The organism is Streptomyces sp. NPDC051940, from assembly GCF_040680895.1.
In the GTDB taxonomy this organism is placed as follows: Bacteria; Actinomycetota; Actinomycetes; order Streptomycetales; family Streptomycetaceae; genus Streptomyces.
Map to the genome: position 1 here is coordinate 1 of NZ_JBFAXR010000109.1, position 18,526 is coordinate 18,526.

General features: G+C 73.3%; 17 protein-coding genes. 12 read left to right on the plus strand and 5 right to left on the minus strand.

Features of this window, described 5'->3' with window-relative positions; genetic code table 11:
- Positions 1–565: 565 nt before the first annotated feature.
- A complete protein-coding gene (locus AB0M28_RS30955) occupies positions 566–1,777 on the minus strand; it encodes an NADP-dependent malic enzyme (protein ID WP_365412380.1) in 1,212 nt (403 codons plus the stop codon).
- Between the two features lie 546 nt (positions 1,778–2,323).
- Here AB0M28_RS30955 and AB0M28_RS30960 point away from each other — a divergent pair.
- From AB0M28_RS30960 to AB0M28_RS30970, 3 genes are read left to right on the plus strand one after another with little or no spacing between them, the layout of a single operon-like run.
- On the plus strand, positions 2,324–3,244 hold the full coding sequence (locus AB0M28_RS30960) for an ABC transporter substrate-binding protein (protein WP_365412382.1): 921 nt from the start codon (positions 2,324–2,326) through the stop codon (positions 3,242–3,244).
- A 27-nt stretch (positions 3,245–3,271) separates the two neighbouring features.
- A complete protein-coding gene (locus AB0M28_RS30965; protein ID WP_365412384.1) occupies positions 3,272–4,225 on the plus strand; it encodes an amino acid ABC transporter permease in 954 nt (317 codons plus the stop codon).
- Positions 4,222–4,983: an amino acid ABC transporter ATP-binding protein gene (locus tag AB0M28_RS30970; protein ID WP_365412386.1), complete on the plus strand. Its 762-nt coding sequence runs from the start codon at positions 4,222–4,224 to the stop codon at positions 4,981–4,983. Before AB0M28_RS30965 ends, AB0M28_RS30970 begins: the two co-directional genes overlap by 4 nt.
- 83 nt (positions 4,984–5,066) lie before the next feature.
- On the opposite strand, the gene AB0M28_RS30975 is transcribed toward AB0M28_RS30970, so the two are convergent.
- A complete protein-coding gene (locus AB0M28_RS30975) occupies positions 5,067–5,552 on the minus strand; it encodes a GtrA family protein (RefSeq protein WP_365412388.1) in 486 nt (161 codons plus the stop codon).
- 303 nt (positions 5,553–5,855) lie between these two features.
- Here AB0M28_RS30975 and AB0M28_RS30980 point away from each other — a divergent pair, with 303 nt between their 5' ends.
- The 3 genes from AB0M28_RS30980 to AB0M28_RS30990 all read left to right on the plus strand — a co-directional run bounded on the left by AB0M28_RS30980 (position 5,856) and on the right by AB0M28_RS30990 (position 7,667).
- Positions 5,856–6,821, plus strand: coding sequence for a zinc-binding dehydrogenase (locus AB0M28_RS30980; protein WP_365412390.1), 966 nt, complete (start codon positions 5,856–5,858; stop codon positions 6,819–6,821).
- Between the two features lie 109 nt (positions 6,822–6,930).
- On the plus strand, positions 6,931–7,140 hold the full coding sequence (locus AB0M28_RS30985; protein ID WP_365412392.1) for a helix-turn-helix domain-containing protein: 210 nt from the start codon (positions 6,931–6,933) through the stop codon (positions 7,138–7,140).
- Complete coding sequence (locus tag AB0M28_RS30990; RefSeq protein WP_365412394.1) at positions 7,140–7,667, plus strand: Clp protease N-terminal domain-containing protein; 528 nt, start codon at positions 7,140–7,142, stop codon at positions 7,665–7,667. The genes AB0M28_RS30985 and AB0M28_RS30990 overlap by 1 nt, the downstream gene beginning before the upstream one ends.
- Positions 7,668–7,712: 45 nt before the next feature.
- Here AB0M28_RS30990 and AB0M28_RS30995 read toward each other — a convergent pair whose 3' ends face one another.
- The 3 genes from AB0M28_RS30995 to AB0M28_RS31005 all read right to left on the minus strand — a co-directional run bounded on the left by AB0M28_RS30995 (position 7,713) and on the right by AB0M28_RS31005 (position 9,920).
- The gene (locus AB0M28_RS30995) at positions 7,713–8,765 is read right to left on the minus strand and encodes a helix-turn-helix transcriptional regulator (RefSeq protein ID WP_365412396.1); all 1,053 of its coding nucleotides are present in this window, start codon (positions 8,763–8,765) and stop codon (positions 7,713–7,715) included.
- Positions 8,766–8,767: 2 nt separating this feature from the next.
- Positions 8,768–9,619, minus strand: coding sequence for a DUF4097 family beta strand repeat-containing protein (locus AB0M28_RS31000; protein ID WP_365412398.1), 852 nt, complete (start codon positions 9,617–9,619; stop codon positions 8,768–8,770).
- Between the two features lie 118 nt (positions 9,620–9,737).
- Positions 9,738–9,920 (minus strand): DUF6104 family protein, encoded by a 183-nt coding sequence (locus AB0M28_RS31005; protein ID WP_365412400.1) that lies wholly within the window; start codon positions 9,918–9,920, stop codon positions 9,738–9,740.
- Between the two features lie 222 nt (positions 9,921–10,142).
- Here AB0M28_RS31005 and AB0M28_RS31010 point away from each other — a divergent pair, with 222 nt between their 5' ends.
- The 6 genes from AB0M28_RS31010 (at position 10,143) to AB0M28_RS31035 (ending at position 18,522) form a co-directional block, all read left to right on the plus strand.
- The gene (locus AB0M28_RS31010; protein ID WP_365412402.1) at positions 10,143–10,598 is read left to right on the plus strand and encodes a CU044_2847 family protein; all 456 of its coding nucleotides are present in this window, start codon (positions 10,143–10,145) and stop codon (positions 10,596–10,598) included.
- Between the two features lie 15 nt (positions 10,599–10,613).
- On the plus strand, positions 10,614–12,572 hold the full coding sequence (locus AB0M28_RS31015; protein ID WP_365412404.1) for a trypsin-like peptidase domain-containing protein: 1,959 nt from the start codon (positions 10,614–10,616) through the stop codon (positions 12,570–12,572).
- Positions 12,573–12,828: 256 nt separating this feature from the next.
- Positions 12,829–13,869 (plus strand): MoxR family ATPase, encoded by a 1,041-nt coding sequence (locus AB0M28_RS31020; RefSeq protein WP_365412406.1) that lies wholly within the window; start codon positions 12,829–12,831, stop codon positions 13,867–13,869.
- 6 nt (positions 13,870–13,875) lie between these two features.
- Entirely contained in the window at positions 13,876–17,085 is a 3,210-nt protein-coding gene (locus AB0M28_RS31025) for an SAV_2336 N-terminal domain-related protein (RefSeq protein WP_365412408.1), read from the plus strand.
- A 130-nt stretch (positions 17,086–17,215) separates the two neighbouring features.
- Positions 17,216–17,359, plus strand: a complete 144-nt coding sequence (locus tag AB0M28_RS31030; RefSeq protein WP_365412410.1) for a YxD-tail cyclophane-containing RiPP peptide — start codon at positions 17,216–17,218, stop codon at positions 17,357–17,359.
- Positions 17,356–18,522, plus strand: a complete 1,167-nt coding sequence (locus AB0M28_RS31035; protein ID WP_365412412.1) for an FxsB family cyclophane-forming radical SAM/SPASM peptide maturase — start codon at positions 17,356–17,358, stop codon at positions 18,520–18,522. Before AB0M28_RS31030 ends, AB0M28_RS31035 begins: the two co-directional genes overlap by 4 nt.
- The last annotated feature ends 4 nt before the right edge of the window (positions 18,523–18,526 follow it).

Below are 18,526 nucleotides of genomic sequence, written 5' to 3' on the forward strand. Positions count from 1 at the left end.
ACGCATTCGTTCCACACCCACCGGCAGCGGTCCCACTCGGCCAGCAGGGCGCCCCTTTGCGGGCTGCGCCCGCGTCGCGCCTGGCGGCGCTCGGCCTCAAACGCCGGCCGGGCTGGTTTGGGCTCTCCGCCGTGTTGCCTGGCGGCGGGCGTTGTCGGCGCTGCGCGCCTCGGCCTCAAACGCCGGCCGGGCTGCATGTTGCGTTGCGCTGCGGGGGCTTCGCCCCCGGGCCCCCTTTGCGGGCTGCGCCCGCGTCGCGCCTGCGGCGCTCGTCCTCAAGCGCCGGACGGGCTGGGAGTGGCCTCCGCCCCTTGTTGCCTGGTCACCGGCGTTGTCGGCGCTGCGCCCGCGTCGCGCCTGGCGGCGCTCGGCCTCAGGCGTCGGCCGGGCTGGGGTGTGCCCTGTGCCCTTGTGCCTGGTGGGCTGTGGGGCGGTGCCCCGTTTCAGCCCGTCCGGCGTTTGAGGACTTCGGGCGGAGCCCGAAGCGCGCCGTAGGCGCCGGCGGGGGGTGGGGGGACGACAGCCCGGGGTCCGGGGGCCGTGGCCCTCGGACCCCGCGCAGGGGTCAGCGGCGGGACACGCCCTCCGCGCGGGCCGCGGCCGCTACCGCCGCCGCGACGGCGGGGGCGACCCGGTCGTCGAACGGGGACGGGATGACGTGGTCGGCCCGGAGGTCGTCGCCGACGACCTCCGCGAGCGCCTCGGCCGCGGCGAGCTTCATGCCCTCGGTGATCCGCGAGGCGCGGACCTGGAGGGCGCCGGCGAAGATGCCGGGGAAGGCCAGCACGTTGTTGATCTGGTTCGGGAAGTCGGAGCGGCCCGTGGCCACGACCGCGGCGTACTTGTGCGCCACGTCGGGGTGGATCTCCGGGTTCGGGTTGGCCATCGCGAAGACGAACGCGCCCGGCGCCATCGACGCCACCGCCTGCTCCGGGACCGTACCGCCGGAGACGCCGATGAAGACGTCCGCGCCGGCCAGGGCCGACTCGAGCGAGCCGGTGAGCCCGGCCTTGTTCGTCAGGGACGCCAGCTCCCGCTTGGCGGAGTTGAGGTCCTCGCGGTCCGCGGAGACGATGCCCTTGCGGTCGGAGACCGCGACGTCGCCGATGCCGGCCGAGACCAGGATCTTGGCGATCGCGGCGCCCGCCGCGCCCGCGCCGGAGATCACCGCGCGCAGCTCGCTGAGCCCGCGCCCGGACAGCTTCGCGGCGTTGCGCAGCGCCGCCAGCGTGACGACGGCCGTGCCGTGCTGGTCGTCGTGGAAGACGGGGATGTCGAGGCGCTCCTGCAGCTTGCGCTCGATCTCGAAGCAGCGCGGGGCCGCGATGTCCTCGAGGTTGACGCCGCCGAAGGACGGGGCGAGCCGCGCCACCGTCTCGACGATCTCGTCGACCCCACGGCAGTCGAGCGCGATCGGCACCGCGTCGACCCCGCCGAACTGCTTGAAGAGGATGGCCTTGCCCTCCATCACCGGGAGGGACGCCTCGGGGCCGATGTCCCCGAGCCCCAGCACCGCGCTGCCGTCGGTGACCACGGCCACGACCTGGGACTTCCACGTGTAGTCGTGGACCAGCTCCGGCTGCTCGGCGATGGCGCTGCACACCTTGGCCACGCCCGGCGTGTACGCGAGGGACAGGTCGTCCTTGTCCCGCACCGGGACGGTGGCCTGGATGGCCATCTTGCCGCCGCGGTGGAGGGCGAACGCCGGATCGAAGAACTCGTCCCCGGAATCGGACTCGTTCGTATCGCTGGGAGGGTTGACGATCTCCGCTGCCACTGTATTGACCCCTTAGTCAAAACTTGTCGAGGGTGACCACCTCCTGGTTGCGGAGGTGGGGCGGGCACGGCGTCCGCTGCGAGGCCTCGGGTGTCGGCTGAGGCCCGTGGGTGACGGACGCGCGGACGCGCCGCACACGCGTCCTGGCCCCGGATGAGGGGTGTAAGGGTCCTGTCTACCGCAAGATTGCTACAGCTGGCGACCCGGATCGGGTTAAGGGGCGGTCCCCGGGGGGTGTGGCCTGTCCCGGTTGGCGCAGGACAACTGTCACTCGTTGTCCTATTTGTCATATTCTGGCCTGACAAGTGAATTCTGTTCCGTGATCTACGTCTCTTACGGACCCCGCCGAGGCGGGCGCCGCCTTGTAATGGGGCTGGTGGGAAGCTTCCGGCGAACCGCCCGTTATCGGATCTTGATGCGGGTGCGCCGCTGAGGGTTCGCCTCCGGATGTAAAGATGCCCTCAATCACACACGGGCTCGACCCCCACTCGCGTGGTCGAGTGCCACTACGGGCCACCCCCCTCACGCACTGCAGGAGGAACCAGCATGACCGCAAGGACCACCCGGCGCATTCCCACGGCGAAGTCGCGACTGGCAGCCGTCGGAGCACTGGCGGCAGCGGGCGCGCTCGTCCTCTCCGCCTGCGGTGACCAGACGGACGACAGCGGCGACTCCGGCACCAAGGACTCGACCGCCTCCGCCTCGGCGTACAACCTGCCGAAGAAGATCCAGGACGCGGGCGTCGTCAAGGTCGGCTCGGACATCAACTACGCCCCGATGGAGTTCGACCAGGGCGGCACCCCGACCGGTGTGGACGTGGACATCGCCGCCGCCATCGGCAAGGAGCTCGGTGTCGACTTCAAGTTCGAGAACGGCACCTTCGACAACCTGATCCCGTCGCTGGACACCGGTCGCTACGACGTGATCATGTCCGCGATGAGCGACACCAAGGAGCGCCAGGCGAAGGTCGACTTCGTCGACTACTTCAACGCCGGTGTCTCGATCCTGGCCAAGAAGGGCAACCCCGAGGGCATCAAGTCCGTCGAGGACCTCTGCGGCAAGACCATCGCGTTCCAGCGCGGCACGGTCTCCGCCGACGTCGCCGCGGCCGCCAACAAGGACGCCTGCGCCTCGGACAAGATCAAGACCCTCACGTTCGACACCGACACCGAGGCGCTGCTGCAGGTCAAGCAGGGTCGCGCGGTCGCGGACCTGAACGACTTCCCGGTCGCCGCGTACAACGCGAAGACCTCCGGCGGCGGCAACGACTTCGAGGTCGTCGGCGAGCAGATCGACGAGGGCCCGTACGGCATCGCCGTGACCAAGGACAACGCGCAGCTGCGCGACGCCGTCTCCAAGGCGCTGGACGCGATCATCGCCAACGGCGAGTACGCCAAGGTCCTGGAGAAGTGGAACGTCACGCAGGGCGGCGTGGACAAGGCCGTCGTCAACGGCGGCGCCGAGTAATCCGCGCGTCTCTCGAAGGCAAGTCCTGTGACTGACAAGTACGCGATGGGTCCGTCCGACACTCCGCCGGGCGGACCCGGAGTCACCAAGACCGGCTCCGCTCCGACGCCCCCGGAGGCCATCAAGGCCATCCCGGTGCGGCACCCGTGGCGCTGGGTCAGCGCCGTGGTGGTGCTGGGGCTGCTGATCCTGCTCGGGATGGCGTTCGCCAACGCCGATCTCGCGTGGGGCGACATCCCCGAGTACCTGCTCTCCGAGCGGTTCATCGACGCCGGGCTGAACACGCTCAAGATCACCGTGCTGAGCTTCATCATCGGCATGGTGCTGGGCATCGTCCTGGCCGTGATGAAGCTGTCGAAGAACCCGGTGGTCTCGCTCTTCGCCAACGGCTACATCTGGCTCTTCCGCGGCACCCCGGTGCTGCTGCAGCTGCTGATCTGGTACAACCTCGCCCTGATCTTCCCGGTGCTCAACCTGGGTCCGATCTACAAGGACGAGATGACCGAGTTCATGACGCCGTTCATGGCGGCGCTGCTCGGTCTGGGCCTGAACCAGGCCGCCTATATGGCGGAGGTGGTGCGGGCCGGTATCCAGTCCGTCGACGAGGGTCAGACCGAGGCGTCGCACGCGCTCGGCATGAGCTCCGGCAAGACGATGCGCCGCATCGTGCTGCCGCAGGCGATGCGGGTCATCATCCCGCCGGCCGGCAACCAGTTCATCGACCTGCTGAAGACCTCGTCGCTGGCCTCCGTGATCACGTACACGGAGCTGACGCAGGTGGCGAAGACGATCTCGTCCGAGTCGCTCAACGTGATCGAGATGTATTTCGTCGCGGCGATCTGGTACCTCTTCTTCACCAGCGTCTTCAGCATCGGCCAGTACTACATCGAGCGGCATTACGCCAAGGGCTCGGTGCGCAGTCTGCCGCCGACCCCCTGGCAGAAGATCAAGAAGAGCCTGACCGGGAGGGCAGCCCGATGACGGCAATGGTGAAGGCGGAGGGCGTCCACAAGTCCTACGGTCTCGTGGAGGTCCTCAAGGGAATCGATCTGGAGGTCGCCCCCCGTGAGGTGTTCTGCCTGGTGGGTCCGTCCGGCTCCGGCAAGTCGACCTTCCTGCGGTGCATCAACCACCTGGAGCAGATCAACGCCGGCCGGCTGTACGTCGACGGGCAGCTGGTCGGCTACCGGCAGAAGGGCGACAAGCTCTACGAGATGAAGGAGAAGGAGGTCGCGGCGCAGCGCAAGGACATCGGCATGGTGTTCCAGCGCTTCAACCTCTTTCCCCACATGACGGCGATCGAGAACGTCATGGAGGCGCCGGTCCAGGTCAAGGGCGAGTCGAAGGCCGTCGCCCGGGAGCGGGCGCGCAAGCTGCTCGACCGGGTGGGCCTCGGCGACAAGACGGCCAGCTACCCCGCGCAGCTCTCCGGCGGCCAGCAGCAGCGCGTCGCCATCGCGCGGGCGCTCGCCATGGAGCCGAAGCTGATGCTCTTCGACGAGCCCACGTCGGCGCTCGACCCGGAGCTGGTGGGCGAGGTCCTGGACGTCATGCGCGACCTGGCGGAGTCCGGGATGACGATGGTCGTCGTCACCCACGAGATGGGCTTCGCCCGGGAGGTCGGCGACTCGCTGGTCTTCATGGACGGCGGCGTGGTCGTGGAGTCCGGCCACCCGCGTGATGTGCTGACGAACCCGCAGCACGCCCGGACGAAGGCGTTCCTCTCCAAGGTCCTCTGAGGACCCGTAAGAGGTTCTCCGAGGTCACGCAAGCAGCCCGAAGGGGCCGGTCCGAACGGACCGGCCCCTTCGGCTTCCGTGTCTCACGCCGCGGCGTGGTACGCCTCGCGGCGGCTCGCGCCGCCCTGCGGTGCGTTCGCCAGGGCCGTGGGCTCCGGGGTGCGGTCGGTGAAGACCGCCAGCCGCAGGACCACGTAGCGGGCGAGGCCGATGAGGGCCGTGGCGGAGAGGTAGACGGTCTGCTCCAGGACCACGCCCGCGCCGGGGGACGCCGCGTGCAGCGCCGCGACCGCGCCGGTGGTGGCCACCCAGCCGACGGCGATGGTGGCCGCGCTCTGCAGGTGCTTGGCGAGGTCCGGCCGGCCGTGGCCGAAGGTGAAGCGGGCGTGCAGCTCGGTGGCGGCGACCGTGGAGACGACCGTGGTGAGCGCGTTGGCCGCCGCGAAGGGCAGCCACTGCGAGAGCAGGACCAGGGCGGTGGAGGAGGCGAGCGTGACGCCGCCGCCCAGCCCGACGAAGCGTGCGAACGCCGCCGCGTGCCGCCTGATCGCCTGAGTGGTGGTGGCCATCGTGTTCCCCTCCCGTAGCACCGCCCGTGCCGGGCCGTGTCGTCGTCCTCGTACTCCCAGAGCGTGCGCCCGGCCGTTTTCAGGACGGCCACAGCGCGGTTTCAGCGGGCGGCGCGACCCTGAAAGGCCGTGAAACCCGGCCCCCGGCCGCGGTGCGTCCGGGCTGCCGAACAGAACTATACGGATGTCTTAAACGCATGTCTAGTACGGGCGTATAGGCAAGACTCCGTCCATGCGGTGACGTGCGTCCCTTCTGGGCGTGCTGCCTGGTGACCCGGGGGTGTCGCGGCGTAGCGTCGTCGCATGTTCGCTGCCTACGCCGCCCGCATCGACCGTGACCAGCCGCTGAACGGCCTCGAGTTGGGGGACCGCCCGGAGCCCGTCGTACCGCCCGGCTGGCAGGTGATCGACGTCCGGGCCGCCTCCCTGAACCACCACGACCTGTGGTCGCTGCGGGGCGTCGGCATCACCGACGAGCAGCTGCCGATGATCCTCGGCTGCGACGCGGCCGGCGTGGACGCCGACGGCAACGAGGTCGTCCTGCACTCCGTCATCGGCCAGACCGGGCACGGCGTCGGCCCGGGTGAGCCCCGCTCGATCCTGACCGAGCGCTACCAGGGCACGTTCGCCGAGCGCGTCGCCGTACCGTCCTGGAACGTGCTGCCCAAGCCGAAGGAGCTGAGCTTCGAGGAGGCCGCGTGCCTGCCGACCGCGTGGCTCACGGCGTACCGGATGCTCTTCACCAACGCGGGTGTCCGGCCCGGCGACAGCGTGCTGGTGCAGGGCGCCGGCGGCGGCGTCGCCACCGCGGCGATCGTGCTGGGCGCGGCGGCCGGTCTGCGGATGTTCGCCACCAGCCGGGACGCGGGCAAGCGCGGGCGCGCCGTCGAACTCGGCGCGGAGGCCGCCTTCGCGCCCGGCGAGCGGCTGCCGCGCCGCGTCGACGCCGTGCTGGAGACGGTCGGCGCGGCCACCTGGTCGCACTCCATCAAGTCCCTGAGGCCCGGCGGCACGCTGGTCATCTCGGGTGCGACCAGCGGCTTCACCCCGCCGTCCGGCGAGCTGCAGCGCATCTTCTTCCTGGAGCTGAAGATCGTGGGCTCGACGATGGGCAGCAAGGAGGAGCTCGCGTCGCTGCTCAGCTTCTGCGCCGCGAAGGGCGTACGGCCGGTGATCGACAGCGTGCTGCCGCTGGACCGGGCGCGCGAGGGCTTCGAGAAGATGGCGGAGGGCGAGCTGTTCGGGAAGGTCGTGCTGACGACCCCGTAGTGCTCGTACGGGTTGGTGGGCCCCGCGCCGGGTGGGCGCGGGGCCTTTTCCGTCCCTCGCCTGTCAACTCGGGTTGACAGGCGCGTCCTGTCAACCTAAGTTGACAGTTATGACCGAGGCAACCGATCTCGCCGAACGCGCCGGCGACCGCGACCCCCGCGTGGGGCTGCGTGCCGTGGTGGCGCTGCGACAGCTCCTGGAGCGGCTGGAGGCCGTGCAGGTGCGCAGCGCCCGCGCGCAGGGCTGGTCCTGGCAGGAGATCGCCGCCGAGCTCGGCGTCAGCCGGCAGGCGGTGCACAAGAAGCATGGGAGGTCGTGATGTTCGAGCGCTTCACGCAGGCCGCTCGGGACGTGGTGCGCGGGGCCAACGAGGCCGCTGAGCAGGCGGGGGACCGGCAGGTCACCGAGGAGCACCTGCTGCGCGCGCTGCTGCGGCAGGAGGGCCTGCCGCTGCTCGCCGAGCCCGAGCGGCGCGACAGGATCCGGGCCGATCTGGACGCCGCGCGCCGCCGGGCCGGCATCTCGCGGGCGGACGCCGCCGCCCTCGCGGAGATCGGGATCGACGTCGAGGAGATCGTGGGCGCCGTCGAACGGGCGCACGGCCCGGGCGCGCTGGGCCCGCAGCGCTCCGGCGGCCGGCGCGGCCGCTTCAGCGGCGAGGCGAAGAAGGTGCTCGAGCGCTCGCTGCGGGTGGCCCTCGGCCGGGGCGACAAGCACATCGGCCGCGAACACCTGCTGCTGGCCCTGGTGTCGGGGCCGGGAGTGGCGGGGGAGGTGCTCGGCGAGAACGGCGTGACGTACACGGCCGTTGAGCAGGCGCTGGGCGGGCGGGCGCAGGCGTCGTAGGGCGCTGCCTGGGCCCCCGCGTGGGGGCCCAGGGCAGCCGTTTGGCTACTCCTTCGGCGGCTGGGCGCGCAGCAGCGCCACCATGTGCGCCGCCGCCGTCGACAGATGCCGCCGCGCGTCGCGCAGCTGCTCCGCGGAGACGCCGTGGTCGCGCGCCGCGTCCCGTACGTCGTCGCGGAACCGGTCGAGCAGGCGCTCCAGTTCGCGGGCGGGCTCGGCGGGGGAGTCCTCCGCCGTGGCCCAGTCGGGGAGGTCGGCCGGATCGGGCTTGACGTACGACGGCGACGGGGCGGCCGGGGGTGGGCCGGGCGGGTTCGCCGCCGGGCCGCCCGGCGCCTGTGCCGCCGGGGCCGGTGCGGCGTTACCGGTGAAACGCCCGGCGAAGTTGCCCATCTCGCGGGTGAACTCGGCCATCCCCTCCCGGAAGGCGCCCTGCCAGTCACCGGACTTGGCGCGGGCCTGCACCTCCTCCTGGATCCGCCGCGCGATGCGCTGCATCTCCTCCCGGGACTCGGTCTGGGCCTCCTTCATCGCCCGCCGCGCCTCGTCGGCCTCGGCCTTCGCCTGCCGGGCGTCCTCCTTGGCCCGCCGGGCCTGCTCCTTCCACTCCTGCTTCGCGCGGCGCAGCTCCTCCTTGGCCTGCCGCCACGCCTCCTTCTCGCCGCCCAGCACGTCCCAGCCGCCGGACCTGGCGCCGGACTTCGCGCCCGTACGGGCCTCCTGGGCGGCCTGGCGCATCTCCCGGCGCAGATCGCGCGCCGAGCCGCTGACGTCGGCGCGGATCTCCGCGGCCAGCTCGGAGACGGACTCGCGGATCTCCAGCTCCAGTTCGGCCAGCTCGTCCTGGCGGTCGGCCAGTTCGGCGCGGCCGGCGTCGGTGAGGGAGTACACCTTGCGCCCGCCCTCGGACGTGTGGGTGACCAGGCCCTCGGCCTCCAGCTTGGCCAGGCGCGGGTAGACGGTGCCGGCGGAGGGGGCGTACAGGCCCTGGAAGCGCTCCTCCAGCAGCCGGATCACCTCGTAGCCGTGGCGCGGCGCCTCGTCGAGCAGCTTGAGCAGATACAGCCGGAGCCGGCCGTGGGCGAAGACGGGAGCCATGGCTAGAGCACCTTCTCGTTCGCAGGGGCGTCGTCGGGGTCGTCCTGGGGTGGCCGGCGCAGCAGGGCGACGGCGCCGGACATGGTGTTCACCCGCACCTTGCCCCTGCCCGCCCCGATGCGCCCGCTGACGCGCCTGGTGCCCCACGAGCCGCCTACGTGCAGGCTGTCGAACGCGCAGGACACGGAGCCGCTGGCGGTGTTCGCCTCGACCTCCAGATCCGCGCTCCCGGGCAGCCGCAGCGCGGCGTCCCCGGAGACGGTGCTCAGGGTGACCTCGGCGGCGCGGGCCGCGGGCACCAGGTCGACGACCATGTCCCCGGAGACCGAGTCGGCCTGGACGAGCCCGCAGCGGCCGTCGACGACGGTCAGCTCGCCGGAGACGGAGTTGAAGCGCAGCTCCCCGCTCACGGCCTGCGCCTCCAGCCGCCCGGAGACGGTGTCGGCGCGTACGTCGCCGGAGCACCCCACCAGGGTGATGTCACCGCTGACGCCCTGGACGTCGACCGCCCCCGCGACGCCCGACACGACGGCCGCGGCGTTGACGACGCCCACCTCGACCCGTGCGGACGCGGGCACCGTGACGGTGACGGTGGCGCGCCGTTTCCACCCCTTGGGGTCGAGCCACTTCAGGAAGCCCTTCCAGGGCAGGTCCTCGTACGCCACGGTGAGCGTGCCGTCCTCGACGGCCACCCGCAGCGGCGGCCCCTCGATCCGGCTGACCTCCAGCCGGGCGCCGCCCTCGGGGCTGCCGACGACGTTGACGGCGCCGCTGACGAGGCGGACCTTCAGCGCGTCGACCGGCGGCTCGAAGGTGAGCGTCGCCGGCTCCGCCAGGAACTGCTCGCTGGGCATCCGCGGCCTCCCTACGGGTGAGGGGACGCGCTGTATCGCGTCCCTGCGCTATTCACGATATATCGCGGCGTCGCGGGAGGGAAGCGGCTGTGGGTCATGCCACTGCGCCGGGCGTCGCCTACTCGTCGTCCTCGTCGTCGTCCAGCCGCGCCAGCCAGGTCGCCAGCCGCTCCACGGGCACCTCGAAGTCGGGGTTCAGGTCCACGAAGGTCCGCAGCTGCTCGGCGAGCTCGGCGAAGGTGATCTCCTCCTCGCCGCGGCGCTTCTCGAGCTCTTCGATGCCTCGGTCGGTGAAATACAACGTGTGCTCCGCAAGGGGTGGGGATGTGCTGAGGCCCAGGATAGGAGCCCTGGCGGCGCCGGGACTCCCCGAGGCGCCCGCCGGGCGGCGGTCCCTGGGCGCGGTCCCCCGTTCGGGGTGATACCTCGCCTTCGGGTGAGGATGCGCGTTAACCTGATCGATCGACAACTGTCGTGGGGGCCAAGCGACTTGTGATGCCGGGGGAAGCTGGGGGGCGGCCGCATGGAGAGCGTTCCGGAGCGGGTCGTCCTGCCGGACGGCACGGAGATCTGGGCCCGGGTGGGGGTCCTTCCCCCGCAGCCCGGCGAGGAGCCCGAGGAGGACCCCACCGGCGCGGGGGACCTGGAGGACGTCTCGGTCTGGGACACCCTGCGCCGCCGCGTGCGCGGCCTCGACGGCATCGTCTCCGGCGTGGCGGCCTCCGTGCGGGCCGCGACGGAGGCGGTCGCGCCGGACGAGGTGAGCGTGACGTTCGGCGTCGAGATGGCCGTGAAGGCGGGCGGCGCGGTCGCCCTGCTGGCCGACGGGCAGCTGGGGACGAACCTGTCGATCACCCTGACCTGGAACGGGAGCGGCGGCTCCGCGGCACCCTCCGGTGAGACCGGCCGCCCCGCCCCCGGCGACGGCAGCCCCCCGACCGGCGAAGCCGGCCGCCCCGCCGCCCCGGGCGGGCAGTAGATGACCCGCCCCGGCATGTCCCCCGAGGACGCGGAGGCCGAGCTCATCCGGTACGCCCACCGCACCACCGTGGGCATCCGCGCCGCCCCCGGCGCGGCGGACGACCAGCTGTGGGGCAGCGGCGTACTCGTCGCCCCCGGCTGGGTGCTGACCTGCGCGCACCTGTTCATCCCGGGTACGGGCGAGACCCACGGCCTCGGCCCCGGCGAGGAGATCGGCGTGGTGCTGTCGAGCCGGCGGGAGCCGGTACGGGCCCGGGTCGCGTACTGCCCCCGCCCGCCGTTCCGGGCGGACGTGGCCCTGGTACGGCTCTCCGAGGAGATACCCGACCAGCCCTGCGCCTGGCTCGGCGACCGCTCGCTCGCCTACCCCGAGCGCGCCGCGGTGCTCGGCAGGCTCGCGCACCCGGAGGGCGGAGGCACCGGGGCCGCCGCGATCCAGCTGGTCAGCGTCCCCGGCGGGATGGTGGGCGTCGCCCAGACCATCGGCACCGAGGTGCCGAAGCTGGAGAAGGGCATGTCCGGCGGCCCCGTCCTGGACCGCGACCGCGGCGAGGTCGTCGGCATCACCAAGGGCCGCTACCGCGACCGCCCCGGCGGCGGTGCCGTCCCGCTCACCGGTCTGCGCATGCTGACCAGGCAGGACGCCGTCTTCCCCGACCCGGGCCTGGGGGACGACCCGTACGACGAACTGATCCGCAGGCACGACCGCTGGCACTGGAAGCGGCAGTCCCGCCCGGGCGCCACCTGGGTCGACTACCAGCGCCACTTGCGCCACGCCGGCCCGCGGCTCTGGCACGTCCAGCACCGGCTCAAGGCGATGCACCTGCTGGCCGGACTGCCGCCGGCCGCGTCGCCCGCCGAGGTGGAGCGCCTGGTGTACGACGCGCTGGGCATGCGCGACCGCCCGGAGGGAAGCCTGCTGGTGCACAGCTGGCGGGACGGACTCGGGGAGATCTACCAGGAGAACTACGCCGAGTTCCGCGGCGCGGTGCACTACCTCAAGCTGGTCGCGGCGGCCGTGCTCGCCGACGACTCCGGCCATGTGGTGGCGCGACGCCTGGCGTCCTGGGCGCGGGAGGAGCTGGCGATGGAGCTGCGCGCGGAGGACCGCGATCCGTCCGAGCCGGGCGGGCGGGTGCCGACGAGCCTGCTGGTGAGCATCGAGCCGCTGTACTACTCCGCCGACGGCACCGGTCCCTCCGACACCTTCAACTGGTCGATCTGGCGCGGCTACGGCGACGGCGAATGGCGGTCCGTCACCGGCGACCAGCGCGCCGGCGGGGTGTCCTTCGAGGCGGCCACCCGGGCCGTACTGGAGCGCCTCGGCGACCCGCTGCTGGCCGCGGACGCCGCCAGCGGGGCCGAGGGCCCGGTGCGGCTCGAGGTGGCGCTGCCGCCCGACCGGCTGGCGGACCCCGTGCACACCTGGCGGCTGCCGGTCTCCCGCCGCCGCGGCGCGCGGCTGCGGCCCGCCGCGGGCCGCCGGCCCGTGGTGGTGCGCGACGCCACCCGCGCCGACGGACTGGACCCCAACCTGGACCGGCGCTGGGTCAAGATGCTGAACAGCCACCGCCTCCAGCCGGTCCACGTCACCCCGCAGCACGCGCGCCTGGACGAGCTGGAGTCGCTGGACGGCCACGCCGTCCCCGTGCTGTGCCACGCGCCGGGCGCCCGTACCGCCGAGGGGCCGCTGGTGGACTGGCTGCTCGACACCGGCTTCCCAGTGGCCTTCTGGCGCACCGACGGCCATCCCGAGGGACCCTGCCACCGCGGATGCGAGATCTTCCTGGCGGACGCCGCCCGCGCCATCGAGCAGTCACCCGCCGATCCGCGCGCCCTCCCCGAGCGGCTGCGGGCCCTGCGCGCCGGGGGGATCAGCCCGCACTCCCTCGGGGGCTGCGGTGTGCTGCTGTACGAGGACCCGTCCAATCCGCTGCCGCGCGGCTTCGTAAACCCGCTGGAGACGGCGTGAACGGGGCGGACGGGCGCAACCCGGCGGGGCCGTGCTGCGGCATGTCCAGCAAACGACTTGTCAGCGGTCGGCCGCAGGGCAGACGCTGGGCTGGCGCGTCCTTCACCGGTCCGCCGCCCGCGCACGTCCTCTCCTCCGGGCGGCTGTCCGGCCCCGGTCCCCCCGCTGCCCCGCCCGTGCACGAACCGCACCGCCACGACCCGCCCGATCCGCCGTACAGCCTGATGCCGCGTTGCAGAGGACGAGGAGTTCGTAGATGAGCGACTGGCTGATATTCCGGGGCACCGGTGATCCCCACGACGCCGTCGACGACTTACAGGACCCGCCCCCCTGGCGGCAGTTCGACGGCGAACCCGGCGGACCCGACGCCGCGCCGATCGAGCCCTACTCGCTGCGCAAGCTCGGCGTCTCGCAGGGCCACACCCGCAACGACCATCTGGGCGACGACGCCCTCGGCCGGATCAACGCCGCCCTGTACCTGCGCCGTCCCCTCCTCGTCACCGGCGAGCCGGGCGCCGGCAAGAGCACACTGGCCCACTCACTGGCGTACGAACTGAACCTGGGCCGCGTCCTGCGCTGGCCCATCGTCAGCAGCAGCACCCTGCGCGACGGCCTCTACCAGTACGACGCCCTGGGCCGGCTGCAGGACCTGCAGATGGCGCAGATGGCCGACCGGGACGACGGCACCGTCCGCCGCGAGAACCGGACCGACCACGGGATCGGCAAGTATCTGCGCCTCGGCCCGCTGGGCACCGCGCTGCTGCCCTCCGAGCGGCCGCGCGTCCTGCTCATCGACGAGCTGGACAAGAGCGACATCGATCTGCCGAACAACCTCCTCAACGTGCTGGAGGAGGGCCAGTTCACCGTCCCCGAGCTGGAGCGCATCGCCGACCAGGTGCCGGAGGTGGACCTGCTCTGCGACGACGGCAGCCCGGTCACCGTGCGGCAGGGGAAGGTGCTCTGCCATGCGTTCCCCGTCATCGTGATCACCAGCAACCAGGAGCGCGAGTTCCCCCTCCCGCTGCTGCGCCGGTGCATCCCCCTGGAGCTCGAGACGCCCACCGGCGAGCGGCTGGCCGCGATGGTCAAGGCGCACTTCGGGGAGGACGCGGACAGCCGGTTCGAGGAGCTCATCCGGCATTTCGAGCGGTCCCGCGAACACGGCGGCGTGCACACCGTGGACCAGCTGATGAACGCCATCCGCATCACCGAGCAGGCCCGGGTGCTGCAGGCGGAGGGGGAGCCGGTGAGCAGGATCGCCAAGGAACTCATGGCCCCGCTCGGCCGCAGAGGGTGAGCGGCCGTGCCTGTGGGGGAAGGCGGGGACGCGCTCGCGCGGCTGCTGTCGCTGCTCGGTGACGCCGGTGTACGCCGGGACGCCGAGGGGCTGGCCGACGCGCTGTGGCTCGCCCGGTGGGTGCCGGCCGCGCCGTCGGACACCGGCCGGGAGACCCCGCCGGGCGAGGACGGCACCCCGCCGGAGGAGCCCGACGGGGAACCGGACGGCGGCGCGCACGACGGCGCGCCCCGCCGGCCCGGCGGCACGGCCGGGGCCGGGCACACGGCGCTGTACGCCCTGCGGCTGGGCGGTCAGGGCGTGGCCGTGCCGGCGGGGCAGCAGCAGATCGGCGTACCCCGCTCACCCGCCGTCGGCGGACACACCGCGCTGGAGCGGGCGCTGCAGCCGCTGCGCCGGCACCACACGACCGGGGCGGCGGCCCGGCTGGAGCTCGACGAGGACGCCACCGTCGACCTCTCCGCCCGGGCCGGGCTGATCGTCCCCGCGCTGCGCAGCGCCCGGCGGCGCGAGGCGGGGCTGCGGCTGCTCATCGACGACAGCGCCTCCATGGCCGTATGGGAGCAGCTGCTGTACGACCTGCGCGGCGTGTGCGAACGCTCCGGCGCCTTCCGCGAGCTGACCGTGCACCGGCTGCGCCCCCTCGGCTCCGCCGTGGGCAGCGTGCCGTTCGACGGCCCCGGCGCGGGCCCGCCGCAGCGCGCCGAACGGCTCATCGACCCCAGCGGACGCCAGGTCACCCTGCTGCTCAGCGACTGCTCCGGACCGCTGTGGCGCGGCGGCGAACTCCAGCGGCTGCTCTACCGCTGGGCCGCCTGCGCGCCCGTCGCGATCGTGCAGCCGCTGCCGCAGCGCCTGTGGAGCCACACCGTGCTGCGCGCCCTGCCCGGCCGGCTCACCCGGCGGCCCGGCGCCCACCAGCCGCTCGGCTTCCAGCCCGCGCGCCGGGTGCGGCGCGAGGCGGGGCTGGGCGGCCGGCGCGCCATCCCGGTGCTGTCCGTCAGCCCGGCGGCCTTCGGCACCTGGGCCCGGCTGGTCACCGCCGCCTCCGGACTGACCCTGCGCGGCGCGGCGGCCTGGCTGTACGAGGCGGAGCAGCCGGCCCGGCCCGCCACCGCCCGCCCCGGACCGCAGCAGGCGGAGCAACTGCTCGGCGCCTTCGACGCCACCGCCTCGCTGCCCGCCCGCAGGCTCGCCCTGTACCTGTCGGCCGTGCCGCTCACGCTGCCGGTGATGCAGCTCGTCCAGCGCGCCATGCTGCCCGGCAGCGGACCCGCGGAGCTGGCCGAGGTGCTGCTCAGCGGGCTGGTCGTGGCGGAGCCGGACTCCGGTGGCTCGGGGCCGTGGTTCACGTTCCGGCCCGGCGTCGACACCCTGCTGCAGAGCCGGCTGACCGCGGGCGAGGCCAGGCTGGTCCTCAAGCACCTCTCGCTGTACGTGGAGCGGACCTACGGGCGTACGAGCCGCAACTTCCCGGCCGTCGCGGCGGCCTATCTGGCCGGCTCCGAGCAGCCCCCCGTCACCGGCGACGCGGCGGTGCCCCGGCCGTTCGCCAAGGTCGCCCGGCAGGTGCTGCGCCGCTTCCAGCCCGCCGTGTCCCCGGCCGAACCCGCGACCCCCGAACGCGGCGGCGACCGGGACCCGTTCACGGCCGGGCGGGAGCTGCTGGCCGCCTATCTGCGCCGGCCCGGCGCCCAGGGCAGGTCCCTGCTCGTGGACGCCGTACGCCTGCTGCGCGCCGCCGCCGCCGACGGGGCGGGCACCGCGGAACACGCCGCCCTGGCCGAGGCGCTGCTGCACCACTGGCTCGCCTGGCGGGACCCCGACACCCTGGCCGAGGCGGAGAACCACGCCCGGGACGCGGTGGCCGGCGTCGACATCGGGCCCGAACCCCGCCGCGTCCTGGCCGAGGTGCTGCGCGCACGCGCCGAGGAGCACCAGTCGGCCGGCGACCAGGACGAGGCCGCCGACCGGCTGCGGGAGGCCGCGGCGACCCTGCGCGCACTCACCCGCGACGAGACCTCGCAGGGCGGCCCCGGCTGGACGCGCTGCGCCATCCTGCTCGCCGACGTGCTGCGGCTGCTGCACGCCCTGGACAAGGACGCGGGAGCCCTGATGGAGGCGAAGGCCACCATGGACCTGGTGCTCGGCCGCTGGCCCGCCGACGAACTGCTGCGCGGCCGCGCGCACATCGCCCGGGGCCGCGCCCAGCTAGGCCAGTCCCGGCAGACCGGGCCCGACGACGCCGAGCACGGCAGACGGCTCGCGGCGCGCGCGGCGGACGATCTGCGCCAGGGCATGGACCTGCTGCGGCGGCTGAACGCCGACGGCTCCCGCGAGGGCTGCGAGACGCTGCTGGACCTCGCCGACGCCCAGCTGCGCTCCGACGAGGCCACCGCCTTCGACCTGGGCCTGACGACCCTGGACGAGGCGCGTGAACTCGCCGAGGAGTACCTGCCGGACGACCTGGAGCTGCGCGCCGGCTGCCTCAGCCGGATGGCCGCGGCCCAGCGGCTGCGGCACACCCGCACGGGCAGCGCCGAGGCGCTGGAGGAGGCCGTCAGGCTCTTCACCCGGGCGATGTCCCTCACCGCGCCGGACGCCCCCGCCCACGCCGAACTGCTCACCGGCCGGGGCGAGGCCCTGCTGGAACGCGGCCGGTCCACGGCGGCCGACGACCCGGACGGAGCGGCGGACCTGGTGAACGCCGCCATCCAGGTACTGCGCGGCGCGCTCGCCGAGACGGGCCCGCAGCAGCCGGAACTCGCCGCCCGGCGGCTGCACTTCGGCCGCGCGCTGCGCCTGCGGTACGAACTCCAGGGCGCCGTACCGGACCTGTTCGAGGCCGACTGGATCCTGGGACTGGCGGCCCGCGACCCCAGGCCCGGCCACGAACTGCGCGCCCGGTGCTGGCTGGAGCTGGGCGACGTACAGCTCCTGCTGGAGATCCGCTCCGGCCAGCCGGACCGGCACGAACGCGCCGCCGACTGCTACCGGCGGGCCGCGGAGGCGGCCGAGGCCGCCGACAAGGACAAGGGGTTCGCGGCCCGCGCCCAGCACCGCCGCGCCCAGGTCCTGGAGGCCGTCGCCGGACCGCAGACGGCGCTGCAGGTCTACCAGCTCGCCTGGGAGCTGTGGCAGCAGGCCGGGGAGGCGGACAGCGCGGGGGCTCAGCAGACCCTTGAGCGGATGAGGGAGTTGCAGGCTTCTGGCTGATTGACAGCGTTTACCAGATCGGATGTTCGGGAAAATCCGCATCTCAGTGGCCGGAGGAGACAGCAGCGTGGAATCACATCCGCAGGACGAGCCCGGAGCGTACGTGAGGTCGCAGCCCTCGTCGGCACCATTGCCCGACTTCACCGGGCTGGACGCGCGGGCCGTCGCCGAGCGGACCGCGCACCCGGTGCTCGCGGAGGTGCTCACCGGGCTGCTGTCGCACTGGCCGGCGGAGGGGGACGCGGTGGCGTACTACGAGGACAGCCCGGAATGACGCCCGTGCCCGTGCCGATACGCCAGTTCGTGCTCAAGGTGCACAGCAGGTGCAATCTGGCCTGCACCTACTGCTACATCTACGAGGGCCCCGACACGAGCTGGCGACAGCGGCCCGTCCGGGTCTCCCCGGCGGTGATGCGCCGGACCGCCCGCCGGATCGCCGAGCACGTCCGCACCCACCGGCTGCCGGCCGTCCGCCTGGACCTGCACGGGGGCGAGCCGTTGCTGGGCGGCGCCGGGCCGCTCGTCGACTACGTCCGCACCGTTCGCGAGGCGCTTCCCTCCTGGTGTGCGCTGTCCGCCGGGGTGCAGACCAACGGCACACTGCTCACCGAGTCGGCCCTGACCGAACTGCGCGCCGCCGGCATCCGGATCGGGCTCAGCGCGGACGGTGGCACCCCCCGGCTCAACCGCCGCCGGACGGACCACGCGGGCCGCTCCTCGTACCCGGCGGTGGCCCGCGCCGCCCGGCTGCTCGCCGCCCGGCCGGAGAGCTACGCCGGCATCCTGTGCACGATCGACCTCGCCTCCCCGCCCGCGGAGGTCTACCGGTCGCTCGCCGCCTGGCGGCCCCCGATGCTCGACTTCCTGCTCCCGCACGCCAACTGGTCCAGCCCGCCGCCCCGGCCGGAGGGCGTCACCAGCCCCTCCCCGTACGGGGACTGGCTCTGCACCGTCTTCGACCTGTGGTGGGACAGCCGCCCGCCGGGGCCTCGGATACGCCTGTTCTCCGAGATCATCGGGCTGCTCTTCGGACGGCCCGGCGGTATCGAGGCGGTCGGCCTGTCACCCGTCGCGACCCTCGTCATCGAGACCGACGGCACGGTCGAGCAGGTCGACTCGCTGCGGTCCGCCCACGCCGGAGCGTCGGCCACCGGACTCGACGTGTTCCGGCACGACTTCGACACGGCCCTCACCCATTCGGGCGTCGCGGCCCGCCAGCGCGGGATCGCCGACCTCGGCCGGGTCTGCCGGGAATGCGCACTGCTGACCGTGTGCGGCGGCGGCAACTACGTCCACCGGTACCGGGAGGGCAGCGGGTTCCGCCACCCCTCCGTCTACTGCGCCGATCTGGAGCGGCTCATCCGGTACATCGCGGCACGCCTGGGCGATGCGATGTACCCCCTGACCTCGCCGGAGATCGGCTATCGTGCGTCGTGACCCA

What these genes read in the sequence shown, in the direction of transcription:
- AB0M28_RS30960 (WP_365412382.1), top strand. Translation starts at nt 2,324, where the DNA reads ATGACCGCAAGGACCACCCGGCGCATTCCCACGGCGAAGTCGCGACTG.
- AB0M28_RS30970 (WP_365412386.1), top strand. Translation starts at nt 4,222, where the DNA reads ATGACGGCAATGGTGAAGGCGGAGGGCGTCCACAAGTCCTACGGTCTC.
- AB0M28_RS30975 (WP_365412388.1), bottom strand. Translation starts at nt 5,552, where the DNA reads ATGGCCACCACCACTCAGGCGATCAGGCGGCACGCGGCGGCGTTCGCA.
- AB0M28_RS30980 (WP_365412390.1), top strand. Translation starts at nt 5,856, where the DNA reads ATGTTCGCTGCCTACGCCGCCCGCATCGACCGTGACCAGCCGCTGAAC.
- AB0M28_RS30985 (WP_365412392.1), top strand. Translation starts at nt 6,931, where the DNA reads ATGACCGAGGCAACCGATCTCGCCGAACGCGCCGGCGACCGCGACCCC.
- AB0M28_RS30990 (WP_365412394.1), top strand. Translation starts at nt 7,140, where the DNA reads ATGTTCGAGCGCTTCACGCAGGCCGCTCGGGACGTGGTGCGCGGGGCC.
- AB0M28_RS30995 (WP_365412396.1), bottom strand. Translation starts at nt 8,765, where the DNA reads ATGGCTCCCGTCTTCGCCCACGGCCGGCTCCGGCTGTATCTGCTCAAG.
- AB0M28_RS31000 (WP_365412398.1), bottom strand. Translation starts at nt 9,619, where the DNA reads ATGCCCAGCGAGCAGTTCCTGGCGGAGCCGGCGACGCTCACCTTCGAG.
- AB0M28_RS31010 (WP_365412402.1), top strand. Translation starts at nt 10,143, where the DNA reads ATGGAGAGCGTTCCGGAGCGGGTCGTCCTGCCGGACGGCACGGAGATC.
- AB0M28_RS31015 (WP_365412404.1), top strand. Translation starts at nt 10,614, where the DNA reads ATGTCCCCCGAGGACGCGGAGGCCGAGCTCATCCGGTACGCCCACCGC.
- AB0M28_RS31020 (WP_365412406.1), top strand. Translation starts at nt 12,829, where the DNA reads ATGAGCGACTGGCTGATATTCCGGGGCACCGGTGATCCCCACGACGCC.
- AB0M28_RS31035 (WP_365412412.1), top strand. Translation starts at nt 17,356, where the DNA reads ATGACGCCCGTGCCCGTGCCGATACGCCAGTTCGTGCTCAAGGTGCAC.